Here is a 12,748-nt window from a genome sequence, read left to right on the forward strand (position 1 = left end):
GCACGCGTGTAACCGATAACGCTCAAGCGGGCATTCACAATCATCTGCCTTTCTTCTATTGTCGAACGTTCATTTCCAGGCAATTGGCAGATTCATGGAGAACATCATCGTCATCACCGGTGCCAGCCGTGGCATCGGCGCCGCCACCGCCTTGCTGGCGGCACAGCAGGGTTATCGCATCTGCATCAACTACCATGCCGACGACCAGGCCGCCGAACAGGTGCTGGCCCAGGTGCGTGCGCTCGGGGCCACGGCCATCGCCGTGCGAGCCGATGCCAGTGTCGAAGATGAAGTGGCGCAGCTGTTCCATCGCGTCGACCAGGAGCTTGGCCCGGTTACCGCGCTGGTCAACAACGCCGGCACCATCGGCCAGCAGAGTCGGGTGGAGGAGATGTCCGAATTCCGCCTGCTCAAGGTGATGAAGACCAACGTGGTCGGCCCGATGCTGTGCGCCAAGCACGCATTGCTGCGCATGGCCCGCCGTCATGGCGGGCAGGGCGGGGCGATCGTCAATGTATCGTCTGTGGCGGCGCGCCTTGGGGCTCCCCACGAATACGTCGACTATGCCGCCTCCAAGGGCGCGCTGGACACCTTCACTGTCGGCCTGGCCAAGGAAGTGGCAGGCGAGGGCGTACGGGTCAATGGCGTACGTCCTGGCTACATCCACACAGGTTTCCATGCGTTGAGTGGCGACCCGGACCGGGTATCGAAGCTCGAACCGGGTTTGCCCATGGGGCGTGGTGGACGGCCGGAGGAAGTGGCCGAGGCGATCCTGTGGCTGCTGTCGGACAAGGCGTCCTATTCGACAGGTAGTTTCATTGACCTGGGCGGCGGGCGCTAAGTAGCCGGGGTACGCGCGCCGCGATGGGCTGCGAAGCAGACCCTGCTACGCGATCAGAACGACCTCACGATCCGCCCCAACGTCTCCATGGCCTGCTCGGCACCTTCATTCCAGGGGCTGCCGTAGTTCAGGCGGATGCAGTTACCAAAGCGCCGCGTGGGCGAGAAGATTGGCCCTGGGGCGATGCTGATGCCCTGGGCCAGGGCCATGTGGAACAACTTGAGCGCATCCATCTGCTCCGGCAGTTCAAGCCACAGGAAGTAACCACCGCTGGGGTGGCTGACCCGGGTCTGCGCCGGGAAATGTCGGGCGATGGCGGCCAGCATGCTCAACTGCTGGCCTTCCAAGGCGTAGCGCAGCTTGCGCAGGTGGCGGTCGTAGCCGCCGTGTTGCAGGTAGTCGGCGATGGCGGCCTGGGCGGGCATCGAGGCGCACAGCGAGGTCATCAGCTTGAGCCGCTCGATCTTCTGGGCAAAGCGCCCGGCAGCGACCCAGCCAATGCGATAGCCCGGTGCCAGGCTCTTGGCGAAGGAGCCGCAGTGCATCACCAGGCCCTCGGTGTCGAAGGCCTTGGCCGGCTTGGGCGCTTGCTGGGCATAGTAGAGCTCGGCGTAGACATCGTCCTCGATCAGCGGCACCTGATGACGGCGCAGCAGCTCCACCAGTTCCTGCTTCTTCGCTTCGGGCATGCTTGCGCCCACCGGATTCTGGAAGTTGGTCATGCACCAGACGGCCTTGACCGGGTGTTTCTCCAGGGTTTGCGCCAGTACCCCCAGGTCCATGCCTTCACGTGGATGCACCGGGATTTCCACGGCCTTGAGCTTCAGGCGCTCGAGCACCTGCAGGCAGGCATAGAAGGCCGGCGCTTCGATCGCGACCAGATCGCCGGGCTCGGTGACCGCCTGCAGGCACAGGTTGAGCGCTTCCAGAGCGCCGTTGGTGATCAGCAACTCCTCCATGGGCAGCATCAGCCCACCGACCATGTAGCGCAGGGCGATCTGCCTGCGCAGTTGCGGGTTGCCCGGCGACAGGTCGGTGACCACCATGCGCGGGTCCATGGCTCGGCTGGCGCTGGCCAGCGAGCGCGACAGGCGCTGCAGGGGGAAGAGTTCCGGGCTGGGGAAGGCCGAGCCGAACGGCACGGTGTGCGGGTCCTTGATCGAGTCGAGGATGGAGAACACCAGCGCGCTGACGTCCACCTGGGTGGATTCGCTGACCGGTGCCAAGGCCTGGGGTTCGCTGAACGGCCGGGGGGCGTGGGCATTGACGAAGTAGCCTGAGCGCGGTCGGGCGCGAATCAGGCCACGGCGCTCGAGCAGGTAGTAGGCCTGGAACACCGTGGACGGGCTTACACCGTGGGTCTGGCTGGCGTAGCGCACCGAAGGTACACGTTGGCCGGGCCCGAGTACGCCGGAGCGGATCAGTTCGGCAATGTCGTCGGCGAATCGTTCGTAGCGTTTCATCGTGGCTCGGCAGTCAAGGTGACAAGTCAGTGTAAGGGATCAGCGGTTCAGTGGTGCGACGAAGCGGCTGTCGGCGCGGCTGTAGATCGTCGGCTCATCACTGTCGCGGACTTCGAAGGTGATCTGCTGGGCACTGCTGGTGGGGCGGTCGGCCAGCAGCGCGACCGATACCGGCAGCTCGCTCATTTCTCCGGCGGGGATGACGAAGGCCGTCTTGCCGTTCAGCGCAAAGCCCTCGGCGTCCACCAGACGCAGTTCGTAGTGCTGGGGGGACTGGGTCTTGTTGATGACCTTGAGCAGGTAGATGTTCTCGATCTGGCCTTGAGCGTTCTCGCGGAACAGGCCGCGGTCCTTGATCACATCCAGCGACACCATCGGGCGCAGGTTCAGGGCCACCACCAAGGCACCGATCATCAGCACCAGGGCACTGGCGTAGCCTAGCAGGCGTGGGCGCAGCCAGTGCGTCTTGCCACCTTGCAGGGTGTGTTCGGACTTGTAGCCGATCAGGCCACGGGCATAGCCCATCTTGTCCATCACGTTGTCGCAGGCGTCGATGCAGGCGGCGCAGCCGATGCAGGCCATTTGCAGGCCGTCGCGGATATCGATACCGGTGGGGCACACCTGCACGCACAGGGTGCAGTCGATGCAGTCGCCCAGGTTCTGCGCGCGGGGGTCGCTGCCTTTCTTGCGTGCGCCACGGGCCTCGCCGCGGCGAGGGTCGTAAGCCACCGACAAGGTGTCCTTGTCGAACATCACGCTCTGGAAACGCGCGTAGGGGCACATGTGCATGCACACCGCTTCGCGCAGCCAGCCGGCGTTGAGGTAGGTGGCGGCGGTGAAGAACGCCACCCAGAACAGCGCCACGCCGCCCAACTGCAAGGTGAACAGCGCCTCGGCCAAAGGGCGGATGGGCGTGAAGTAACCCACGAAGGTCAACCCTGTGAGCACGCCGATGGCCAACCACAGGCTGTGCTTTAGGGTGCGGCGGGCAAGCTTTTCAAGGCTCCAGGGGGCTGCAGCGAGCTTGATACGCTGGTTGCGGTCACCTTCGCTGACCTTCTCGCACCACATGAACAGCCAGGTCCATACGCTTTGCGGGCAGCTGTAGCCGCACCAGACGCGGCCCGCGAACACCGTGATGGCAAACAGACCGAAGGCGCAGATGATCAAAAGCGCCGAGAGCAGGATGAAGTCCTGGGGCCAGAAGGTGGCGCCGAAGATATAAAATTTGCTTTCAGCAAGATCCCAGAGCACGGCCTGGCGACCGTTCCAGCTCAGCCAGGCGGTGCCGAAGAACAGCACGAACAGCGCACCGGCAAAGCCAATGCGTAGATTGCGGTACAGGCCGGTGAAGCTGCGGGTATGGATGCCGCTGTCGCCCAGGCGCTTGTGCGGGCTGGCGGGCGCGGCAACGTCGATCACGCGGTACGGGATTCTATCGCTCATGGCTTGTGCTCTTGAGTCTCGATCAGGCCCGGTCACTATGGGGCGCGATCTGTTTTCAGCACAGACTCAGGTGTCGCGATAAAAACCGTATCAGATGACCTGTTGGTATCGCGCAGGCCTTAGATCACGGAGCCTGGCGTGCTTGCCTTCAGATGCCTGCGGCTATCCACCGCACCGGCCACGGTGAGCGCGTCGGCCTCGGCCTCGGTGATGGGGACGCGCTGGTTGGCGAGCAGGGCCACCGACATGCGCAACTGCTCATCCGTGACGATCTCGATGTCCGGCCCCTCGGCCTCAAGGCGCAGGTCTTCGCCGATCAACGTGCAGCGGCGGGTGCTTTCGTCGATTTCTACGGGCATGGCGATGTCCTCTTGGTTGGCGGTCTGCAGTTGTGACCGCACCAAACCGGTGGTTGCTGCATCGCTGCGCTCAGCGGATTCGGTTGCACTCCCGGCAAGCCCAACGGTCCATCCCTTGAGAGGTTCGAGCGTCGCTCCCACGACCTGGAGGTCTGACATGCACCCTTGGTGGCACACGGTATGGCTGGCCATACAAGCCGAGTTCGCCGACATCGCCGACCTGCGCGAGGTCACTCAGATCCTGGTGCGCTTGTTGATGGCCGCCGTGCTGGGCGCGGTGCTGGGCTTCGAGCGCGAGCACAAGGGCAAGTCCGCAGGCGTGCGCACGCACATGCTGGTGTGCCTGGGGGCGGCGCTGTTCGTCCTGGCACCGAGCATGGCCGGCGCTGACGAGCAGGCGCTCAGTCGGGTGATCCAGGGGATCGTCGCGGGGATCGGTTTTCTGGGCGCTGGGACGATTCTCAAAGGGAACGGCCAGGAGACCAGCCATGTGAAAGGCCTGACCACCGCCGCCGGATTGTGGATGACCGCCGCCATCGGCACGGCCGCCGGTGTGGGGCGTGAGGCCACCGCCGTGATCAGCACGGTGCTGGCGCTGCTGGTGCTGGGCAGCATGCCGCTGCTGGTGGAGAAGCTTGAAGGCGAGGATGAAGGGAAGCAGGAGGAGGAGAGTGACAGGAAGCACTGAGGGGAGCCGAAGCTCCCCTCAAAGCGTTGTTGCCTGCTCTTTTTTTATTATTGGAGACTGGCCTGTTGTTGTTTTTGTCAGCCGTTGCCTCGGTACTGCGGGTGGCCCCCACTCGGGGCACAAGAGCAAACGTATTTTTTTGAGCGCTGACCTGCTTTCATCATTGCTGATCCGATGCTGACTGCCGCTACCTTGCAGGTAGTTTTATTGTTCTGTGTCAGACCGCGAGGGCGAACCCTCTGAAAAGCGTGCCTACTCCAAAAAAATCTGCTTGCTACGCCTCTGCCGTGTTGTTCTTGTTATGTCAGAGCCGTTACCTGTTGTTTTTATTGGGTGTCACGTTTTTGTTCTTGTTATGCCAGAGATAAAGCAGATGCCATGCCAACTTTTTAAAATCCTTTAAAATCAATGGTTTGTCGAAATATGCAAAAATCCGGTCACCTGAAAATCTGTCGATTTGTTTCCCTGTTACCCGATTTTTTTCTGGCAAACGGGGGTGAGGTAACACTCACCCACACATATGTGACACCCGTATGACTCATTGAGCGCTACGCGCCCGTGCAACCCGCGACCCCGTCACGCGGCCCAGCACCGAACTGATGCGCTGACCGGCCGCAATCAGGCGCTCCAGGTCGATGCCGGTGTCGATACCCAGGCCTTGCATCAGGTACACCACATCCTCGGTGGCGACGTTGCCGGTCGCGCCTTTGGCATACGGACAGCCGCCCAGGCCCGCCACGGAACTGTCGAAGACCTGGATGCCTTCGAGCAGGCTGGCGTAGACATTGGCCAGGGCCTGGCCATAGGTGTCATGGAAATGCCCGGCCAATTGCTCACGTGGCACCTGGGCTGAGACCACCTCGAACAAACGGCGTGTTTCGCCGGCGGTACCGGTGCCGATGGTGTCGCCCAAAGACACTTCGTAGCAGCCCATCTCATGCAGTGCCCGCGCCACCGGCGCGACCTGCTCGGCGCTGACCCTGCCTTCGTAAGGGCAGCCCAGCACGCACGACACATAACCGCGCACTCGCACGCCATGGCTGCGTGCCGCCTCCATGATCGGCTCGAATCGCTTGAGGCTCTCGCTGATCGAGCAATTGATGTTGCGCTGTGAGAAGGCCTCGGATGCGGCAGCGAATACCGCCACTTCTTTCACGCCAGCCGCCACAGCGTCTTCGAAGCCGCGCAGGTTGGGCGCCAGGGCGGCGTAGGTCACGCCCGGGCGTTGCTTGATGGCGGCGAACACCTCGGCTGAGCCGGCCATCTGCGGTACCCATTTGGGCGAGACGAAGCTGCCCACCTCGATATAGGACAACCCGGCCTCGGTGAGCTCGTCCACCAGGCGCACTTTGTCCGCGACGCTGATGGGCTGGGCTTCGTTCTGCAGGCCGTCGCGCGGGCCGACTTCGACCAGGCGGACTTTCTCGGGCAATGACATGGCGGGGTTCCTGTGTCAGGTCAACGGTTATTGTGATTGTGCTGGTTGAGGGTGGCGGCCAGGGCCTGTTCGCAGCGTTCCTGCGCGGTGTCCAGCTCCAGGTGCATCTGCTGGATATCGAGCATCTGCTGTTCCAGCTGGGCGCGGCGCTCGGCGATCTTGGCCAGCATGCTGTGGAGCTGCTTGAGATTGCCGCTGGTGGGGTCATACAGCTCGATCAGTTCCCGGCATTCGGCCAGGGAGAAACCGATGCGCTTGCCGCGCAGGATCAGCTTCAAGGTGACCTTGTCGCGCGCCGAATAGATGCGCTCCAGGCCTCGGCGTTCGGGGCTCAGCAGGCCTTGCTCCTCATAGAAGCGAATCGCGCGGGTGGTGATGTCCAGCTCGCGGGACAGGTCGGAGATGCTGTAGGTCTGGCTGCTCATGCTTGGGCTCGGAAGAGGTGATAGCCGCTAACCTAAAGGCTGCTTGACGTAAACGTCAAGCAGGCGCTGCCGGCCCTTGGGATTGGGCCGATCGCCGGAAGCCATTTGGCGTCTGGCCGGACAGGCGCTTGAAGAACCGGGCGAAGTAGGTCGGATCGGTGAAGCCCAGGCGGTCCGACAGCTGGCCGATGCTCATGCGCGTGTACACCAGGTTGCGTCGGGCTTCCAGCAACAGGCGCTGGTGAACGACTTGCAGAGCGGTCTGCCCAGCCAGGTCCCGGCACAGTTGGTTGAGACGCAGGCTGGAGACACCCAGCTTCGCCGCGAAGTCTTCGACCGACAGGTGCTCGCGGTAATGGGCCTCTACCAGGCGCAGGTATCGGCTGAGCAGTTGCCGGTCGCGTTCATCTCGATTGCGCGGGGCCTGGCCCAGTTGCTGGCGACGGCTGATCCACACCATCAGCGCGGTGAGCAGCGCCTGCAGCATGGCTGCCCGGCCTGGCGCGTGGCCCTGGTATTCCTGCTGCAGAGTATCGATCAGGCCGTGCAGGCGGATGCGGTCCTTGCCCAGCGGGTAGCAGCCCACCGACGTCAGCACTGCCAAGGGCGCACCGAGGCGCTGCTCCAGATCGGCCACCAGGGCGGTGCCGAACGTCAGCACGTGGCCCTGGATGTCGGCGCTGAAACGAAACCCATGCACGGTCAGCGGAGGGACCACCTGGATGGCCGCTTCGCGGATTTCGCTGTGCTGGCCTTCGATCTGTACCTGCGCCTGGCCCCGTTGCACGTAAAGCAGCTGGAACAGTTCGGCATGGCGATGGGGCTTGATTTCCCAGTGGTGCAAACGGCTGCGCGCAGGGATCGACTCGCAATGCAGCAGGTCGGTACCGGGCCAGGCCTGGTTTTCGCCGTAGAGCTGGAACAGCGGCACTCCGGGAAGTCGAGTGGTCATGGCATATCTGTCCGTTAATCGAACGAAATTTGCAAAAGTGCAGTTAATGCATGGGATTTCACACTTTTTGCCTGGCAGTGGCCAGTAAAAATGCAGGTGCAAACCCAAATCAGCAGATGCCAGGGCATGTGTTGCCAGTGCCGGCATCGACACGACGAGACAACAATAATGAAGACTCAGGTTGCAATCATCGGGGCCGGTCCGTCCGGCCTGCTGCTTGGCCAGTTGCTGTACAAGGCTGGCATCGACACCGTGATCCTCGAACGCCAGACACCCGACTACGTGCTCGGGCGCATCCGTGCCGGTGTGCTGGAGCAGGGCACGGTAGACCTGTTGCGCGAGGCGGGTGTCGCCGAACGCATGGATCGTGAAGGGCTGGTGCACGAGGGCGTCGAGCTGCTGGTCGGCGGCCGTCGCCAACGCCTTGACCTGAAGGCCCTCACCGGCGGCAAGACGGTCATGGTCTACGGCCAGACCGAAGTCACCCGTGATCTCATGCAGGCCCGTCAGGCCAGCGGTGCGCCGATCATCTACTCGGCCAGCCAGGTGCAGGTGCACGGGCTGGACACTTCACAGCCCTTTGTCACTTTCGAGCAGGACGGCCAACGCCAGCGCCTGGATTGCGATTACATTGCCGGATGCGACGGTTTCCACGGTGTGTCGCGCCAGAGCATCCCCGCAGGCGTGCTCAAGCAATACGAGCGTGTCTATCCGTTCGGTTGGCTGGGCCTCTTGGCTGATACGCCGCCGGTCAACCATGAGCTGATCTACGCCCACCATGAGCGCGGGTTCGTGCTGTGCAGCCAGCGCTCCCACACCCGCAGCCGCTACTACCTGCAGGTGCCGCTGCAAGAGCGGGTGGAAGATTGGAGCGACGAGCGCTTCTGGGATGAACTCAAGGCGCGGCTGCCAGAGGAGGTGGCGGCGCGACTGGTCACCGGAGCGGCGCTGGAGAAAAGCATCGCACCGCTGCGCAGCCAGGTGGTCGAGCCCATGCAGTACGGCCGGCTGTTTTTGCTCGGCGATGCCGCGCACATCGTCCCACCCACGGGCGCCAAGGGGCTGAACCTGGCGGCGTCGGACGTCAATTACCTCTACCGGATCCTGGTCAAGGTCTACCGCGAAGGGCGTACCGACCTGCTGGCCCAGTACTCGCCCCTGGCCTTGCGCCGGGTGTGGAAGGGCGAGCGCTTCAGCTGGTTCATGACCCAGTTGCTGCATGACTTCGGCGAGCATCAGGATGACTGGGACCGCAAGATGCAGGAGGCCGACCGGGAGTATTACCTCAGCTCGCCGGCAGGCTTGGTGAACATTGCCGAGAACTATGTGGGGTTGCCGTTCGAGGCGGTGGAGTAGGGCGGGCGGCTCCATTCACGGGTAGATGCTCGCCCTCATTTTTCCAGTAGCGCCACGATCTCCCGATATCCCCGCTGCTGCGCGTGCTCCAGCGCCGTCACGCCGTCCTTGTCGGCGATCGTCGGGTCCGCCCCGGCCGCCAGCAGCCGGCGGACGATGTCCACATGACGTGGGCCACCATCGCCCAGGATCACCGCCTCGAGCAGCGCGGTCCAGTGCAGGCGGTTGAGGTGGTTCACGTCGACGCCTGCGTCGATCAGCATCTGCACGGTCTGCACATGGCCGCGCTCGGCGGCGGGAATCAGCGCGGTGCCGCCGTAGCGGTTGGTGCTCTTGAGGTCGGCACCGTGATCCAGGGTCAGGCGCAGGATCGCGTTCAGACCACGGGCCCCGGCATACAAATAAGGACTGTCCTGGATGTCGTCCCTGGCATTGACGTCGGCGCCAGCTTCGATCAGGACCTTGGCTGTCGCGACCTCATTGGCGTGGGTGGCCACCAGCAGCGCGGTGCGGCGCTGAGCGTCCCGCGCATCGACGGTCGCGCCTTCATCGAGCAGACGGCGTACGGCAGAAGCATCGCCACGCTGGGCGGCATTGAGCAGTTGGGTATCCATGGCAATGGTCTCGGCGTGGGCGACAACGCTGATGAGCAAGGTGAAGAGCACGGCGAACGGCATGCGCATGGAAGGGCTCCTGAATGACCGGTCTTCATCCTAGGAAATACCCTTGAGTGCTTGAAGTTAATTCTCCGCATGAGCATCAGTGCATTTCTGGATACACCCTGTTTTCTGGCTTTCGCGCAGGTTCGGCTAAAATCGCGGTTTTGGCGCCATGCGCCTACCTTCGAATTACAGGATGTCCTTCTTGAAAAGGCCTTTACCCGTTGTGGTGCGTGTCACGGCCCTGTGTTGCCTGGTGACCTTGACCAGTTGTGGCTGGGGCGAGCGAACGGCCGGGACGCCCTCGACCACACCGCTGCCACCCGAGCTCGACTCCGGCTACCGCGCCGGGTTGCAGCCGACTCATGCCAGCCGGCACATGGCTGCCGCAGCCAATCCCTTGGCCAGTCAGGCAGGGCGCTCGGTATTGCGCGCAGGTGGCAGCGCCATCGACGCTGCCATCGCCATGCAGGCGGTGCTCACCTTGGTCGAACCTCAGTCCAGTGGTATCGGTGGTGGGGCGTTCATCCTCTATTGGGACGGGCATCAGGTCCAGGCCTTCGACGGTCGTGAAACCGCGCCCTCGGGCGTTACGCCGAACCTGTTCCTCAAGTCTGATGGCACGCCCATGGCCTTTCGGGACGCCCAGATCGGCGGCCGCTCAGTGGCCGTACCCGGCGTGCTGCGCGCCTTGTATTTGGCCCATGAACAGCATGGTCGACTGCCATGGCGCGACCTGTTTGCCCCGGCTATCGCCTTGGCCCGCGATGGCTTCCCGATGTCCAAGCGATTGCACACACTACTGGCAGCGGACCCCTATGTCGCCGGCTCGCCCGGCATGGCCCGCTATTTTCTCGATGCCCAAGGCAAGCCCCTGGCGGTCGGCACGCTTCTGAAGAACCCCGAGCTTGCACAGACCCTGGAACTGATCGCCACGCAGGGGCCTGATGCGTTCTACACCGGCGACATTGCCCAGGCGATGGTCGAGGCCGTGCGCGGCCATGCCAACCCCGGCCTGCTGTCGCTCGAAGACCTGCGCCGCTACCAGGCCAAGGAGCGCACGCCCGTCTGCGGGCCCTACAAGACCTGGCGCATTTGCGGCATGCCGCCGCCATCCTCCGGTGGCGTCGCGGTATTGCAGACCCTGGGGATCCTCGAAGCCCTGCAGTCGGCCACGCCGTCGCTGGACCTGGCCAGCATGGCTCCAACGCAGGCACTGTCGGTGGCAGGTCTGGAACCTGCGCCCATGGCGGTTCACCTGATCGCCGAGGCCGAGCGCCTGGCCTACGCCGACCGCGCTCAGTATCTGGCTGACAGCGACTATGTGGCGGTGAATCTCCAAGGGCTGACCAACAAGGCGTACCTGGCGAGTCGTGCCCGGCTGATTGGCCCGAGCAGCATGAAGCACGCCGAGGCCGGTACACCGCCGGGTAGCAACCTGGCCCTGTCGCCTGATCGTTCGCCCTTGCGCATCGCCACCTCCCATGTCTCGGCCGTCGACGATCTGGGCGGTGCGATTGCCATGACCACGTCCGTCGAGGCTGCGTTTGGCTCGCACCTGTTCGTCAAAGGATTCCTGCTGAACAATCACCTGACCGACTTCTCGTTCGTGCCCAGCGCAGGCGGCAAGCCTGTCGCCAACGCGGTTGCTCCCGGCAAGCGACCGCTGTCCTCGATGTCGCCGACATTGGTGTTCACGCGTGAGTCCGGCGAACTGCTGGCCAGTCTGGGTTCACCCGGCGGCTCGCAGATCATCGGTTACGTGAACAAAGCATTGATCGGCCTGCTGGACTGGAAGCTCGACCCCCAGGCGGCCATCAACCTGCCCAACTTCGGCAGTCGCAACCTCGGCACCGAGGTGGAAGCGGGGTTGGCAAGCCCAGCCCTGATACAGGCGCTTCAAGCCCGCGGCCATGAGGTGACACCGATGACGATGACCAGTGGGACGCAGATCATCCAGCGCACCGCTGACGGCTGGTCGGCGGGTGCCGATCCCCGACGTGAAGGGACGGCGCTGGGCGACTGAGGCGCTTGCGCGTGCGGTTGCCGGCGGTGAATGGGCGTGCTAGAAGTCGGGTCTGCCATTCAGAAGTTGAATACACCGATGTCTATCAGCGTTAAACCGAATAGGGCCCTGTTCGACCTCGACCTGCTGCGCGCCATTGTCGTGGTGGCCGACTGTGGCAGTTTCACCACGGCGGCGACGCGCTTGCATTCCACCCAGTCGACCATCAGCCAGAAAGTACGCCGGCTGGAGGACATGGTGGGGCACCGCCTGCTGGTGCGAGGCAACCGCGACGTGCTGCCCACGGACGCAGGGCAGACACTGCTGGGTTATGCCCGGCACATGCTGGCGCTGAATGACCAGATGCTCGAAGCCCTGGCGGGGGCGATGGTTGGCGTGACGGTGCGCTTGGGAGTACCTGAGGATTTCGTCGGTGGTCGCACCACCAATGCCTTGTCGGCATTCAGTCGGCGCCATCCGCAGGTCAAGCTGGAAGTTACCAGCGGGTTGTGCCGAGACCTGAGCCAGGCCTATGACAATGGCGAATTGGACCTGGTGTTGCTCAAGCAGCGGCGTAATGCGAGGGAAGGGGTGGCTTGCTGGCCTGAGCGATTGCAGTGGATCGACAGTGCCCGGACACCGGCCTTCGAACTCGACCCGATCCCTCTGGTGACTTTTCCGCCGCGGGGGTTGTATCGCGATGACATGATTACCGCGATCGAGGGGATGGGGCGGCGTTGGCGTATCAGCTTTACCAGCTCCAGTTTGAGTGGGATACAGGCGGCAGTGGCCGATGGCATGGGGATCAGCCTGCTGCCGCCGCGGGCGGCGACGGGGGAGCACCGGGTGTTGGGAGTGGAGCAAGGGCTGCCGGAGGTCGATAGCTACGAGATCGTGGTGGTGCATCGGCCTACGGCGGATGGGATGGTTCGGGCGTTGGCCGAGGTGCTCATGGAGTTGCTTGCGGCGCACGAGATTTGATTTGGCGTTGGTTGTTGGTTGTTGGTTTTGAGGTTTGTGGGCTTATCCGTTTGATTTGGCGACGGTTAGTCACCTTTGCGCCCTTACGGCGGGTCACTTTGGTCTTGGCCAAAGTAACCAAAGCCGCTGCGCCCC

12 protein-coding genes are annotated in these 12,748 nt (G+C 63.4%); 5 read left to right on the forward strand and 7 right to left on the reverse strand.

Translation table 11 applies throughout. The features are described 5' to 3' along the window. The first annotated feature begins 94 nt into the window (after window positions 1–94). Window positions 95–841 (forward strand): SDR family oxidoreductase, encoded by a 747-nt coding sequence (locus tag ABOA88_RS20250; protein WP_196170621.1) that lies wholly within the window; start codon window positions 95–97, stop codon window positions 839–841. A 53-nt stretch (window positions 842–894) separates the two neighbouring features. Here the strand turns inward: ABOA88_RS20250 and mapR are convergent, their stop codons facing one another. The 3 genes from mapR to ABOA88_RS20265 all read right to left on the reverse strand — a co-directional run bounded on the left by mapR (window position 895) and on the right by ABOA88_RS20265 (window position 4,109). Beyond that, window positions 895–2,304 (reverse strand): GntR family transcriptional regulator MpaR, encoded by a 1,410-nt coding sequence (gene mapR / locus ABOA88_RS20255; protein WP_196165074.1) that lies wholly within the window; start codon window positions 2,302–2,304, stop codon window positions 895–897. A 39-nt stretch (window positions 2,305–2,343) separates the two neighbouring features. Then, the gene (gene ccoG, locus ABOA88_RS20260; RefSeq protein WP_367852034.1) at window positions 2,344–3,750 is read right to left on the reverse strand and encodes a cytochrome c oxidase accessory protein CcoG; all 1,407 of its coding nucleotides are present in this window, start codon (window positions 3,748–3,750) and stop codon (window positions 2,344–2,346) included. Between the two features lie 119 nt (window positions 3,751–3,869). Continuing rightward, window positions 3,870–4,109, reverse strand: coding sequence for a DUF3203 family protein (locus tag ABOA88_RS20265; protein WP_043211257.1), 240 nt, complete (start codon window positions 4,107–4,109; stop codon window positions 3,870–3,872). A 157-nt stretch (window positions 4,110–4,266) separates the two neighbouring features. On the opposite strand from ABOA88_RS20265, the gene ABOA88_RS20270 reads away from it, so the two are divergent. Beyond that, the gene (locus ABOA88_RS20270) at window positions 4,267–4,797 is read left to right on the forward strand and encodes an MgtC/SapB family protein (RefSeq protein WP_196170623.1); all 531 of its coding nucleotides are present in this window, start codon (window positions 4,267–4,269) and stop codon (window positions 4,795–4,797) included. A gap of 538 nt (window positions 4,798–5,335) precedes the next feature. On the opposite strand, the gene ABOA88_RS20275 is transcribed toward ABOA88_RS20270, so the two are convergent. Genes ABOA88_RS20275 through ABOA88_RS20285 form a run of 3 tightly spaced genes read right to left on the reverse strand, consistent with a single transcriptional unit; the run spans window position 5,336 to window position 7,612 of the window. Further along, window positions 5,336–6,235, reverse strand: coding sequence for a hydroxymethylglutaryl-CoA lyase (locus ABOA88_RS20275; protein ID WP_367852033.1), 900 nt, complete (start codon window positions 6,233–6,235; stop codon window positions 5,336–5,338). Window positions 6,236–6,255: 20 nt separating this feature from the next. Then, window positions 6,256–6,660: a MerR family transcriptional regulator gene (locus ABOA88_RS20280; RefSeq protein ID WP_196170625.1), complete on the reverse strand. Its 405-nt coding sequence runs from the start codon at window positions 6,658–6,660 to the stop codon at window positions 6,256–6,258. A gap of 55 nt (window positions 6,661–6,715) precedes the next feature. Further along, window positions 6,716–7,612 carry a helix-turn-helix domain-containing protein gene (locus ABOA88_RS20285; RefSeq protein WP_196170626.1) on the reverse strand — a complete coding sequence of 299 codons (897 nt, stop codon included), beginning with the start codon at window positions 7,610–7,612 and terminating at the stop codon, window positions 6,716–6,718. 168 nt (window positions 7,613–7,780) lie between these two features. Between ABOA88_RS20285 and pobA the strand changes: the two genes are divergently transcribed. Next, complete coding sequence (pobA, locus tag ABOA88_RS20290) at window positions 7,781–8,968, forward strand: 4-hydroxybenzoate 3-monooxygenase (RefSeq protein WP_367852032.1); 1,188 nt, start codon at window positions 7,781–7,783, stop codon at window positions 8,966–8,968. Between the two features lie 35 nt (window positions 8,969–9,003). Here the strand turns inward: pobA and ABOA88_RS20295 are convergent, their stop codons facing one another. Further along, entirely contained in the window at window positions 9,004–9,651 is a 648-nt protein-coding gene (locus ABOA88_RS20295; protein ID WP_367852031.1) for an ankyrin repeat domain-containing protein, read from the reverse strand. Window positions 9,652–9,832: 181 nt separating this feature from the next. On the opposite strand from ABOA88_RS20295, the gene ggt reads away from it, so the two are divergent. Together ggt and ABOA88_RS20305 are read left to right on the forward strand one after the other, a co-directional pair. Beyond that, entirely contained in the window at window positions 9,833–11,653 is a 1,821-nt protein-coding gene (gene ggt / locus ABOA88_RS20300) for a gamma-glutamyltransferase (protein ID WP_367852030.1), read from the forward strand. 78 nt (window positions 11,654–11,731) lie between these two features. Continuing rightward, window positions 11,732–12,613, forward strand: a complete 882-nt coding sequence (locus tag ABOA88_RS20305) for a LysR family transcriptional regulator (protein ID WP_196170630.1) — start codon at window positions 11,732–11,734, stop codon at window positions 12,611–12,613. Window positions 12,614–12,748 lie beyond the last annotated feature (135 nt).

The organism is Pseudomonas sp. PKS, assembly GCF_051913525.1.
Classification (GTDB): Bacteria; Pseudomonadota; Gammaproteobacteria; order Pseudomonadales; family Pseudomonadaceae; genus Aquipseudomonas; species Aquipseudomonas guariconensis_D.

Bases quoted from the DNA above. Each gene is read 5' to 3' on its own strand.
- pobA (WP_367852032.1), top strand. From the start codon at position 7,781: ATGAAGACTCAGGTTGCAATCATCGGGGCCGGTCCGTCCGGCCTGCTG.
- ABOA88_RS20250 (WP_196170621.1), top strand. From the start codon at position 95: ATGGAGAACATCATCGTCATCACCGGTGCCAGCCGTGGCATCGGCGCC.
- ABOA88_RS20285 (WP_196170626.1), bottom strand. From the start codon at position 7,612: ATGACCACTCGACTTCCCGGAGTGCCGCTGTTCCAGCTCTACGGCGAA.
- ABOA88_RS20270 (WP_196170623.1), top strand. From the start codon at position 4,267: ATGCACCCTTGGTGGCACACGGTATGGCTGGCCATACAAGCCGAGTTC.
- ABOA88_RS20280 (WP_196170625.1), bottom strand. From the start codon at position 6,660: ATGAGCAGCCAGACCTACAGCATCTCCGACCTGTCCCGCGAGCTGGAC.
- ABOA88_RS20305 (WP_196170630.1), top strand. From the start codon at position 11,732: ATGTCTATCAGCGTTAAACCGAATAGGGCCCTGTTCGACCTCGACCTG.
- ABOA88_RS20275 (WP_367852033.1), bottom strand. From the start codon at position 6,235: ATGTCATTGCCCGAGAAAGTCCGCCTGGTCGAAGTCGGCCCGCGCGAC.
- ABOA88_RS20295 (WP_367852031.1), bottom strand. From the start codon at position 9,651: ATGCGCATGCCGTTCGCCGTGCTCTTCACCTTGCTCATCAGCGTTGTC.
- ABOA88_RS20265 (WP_043211257.1), bottom strand. From the start codon at position 4,109: ATGCCCGTAGAAATCGACGAAAGCACCCGCCGCTGCACGTTGATCGGC.
- ccoG (WP_367852034.1), bottom strand. From the start codon at position 3,750: ATGAGCGATAGAATCCCGTACCGCGTGATCGACGTTGCCGCGCCCGCC.
- mapR (WP_196165074.1), bottom strand. From the start codon at position 2,304: ATGAAACGCTACGAACGATTCGCCGACGACATTGCCGAACTGATCCGC.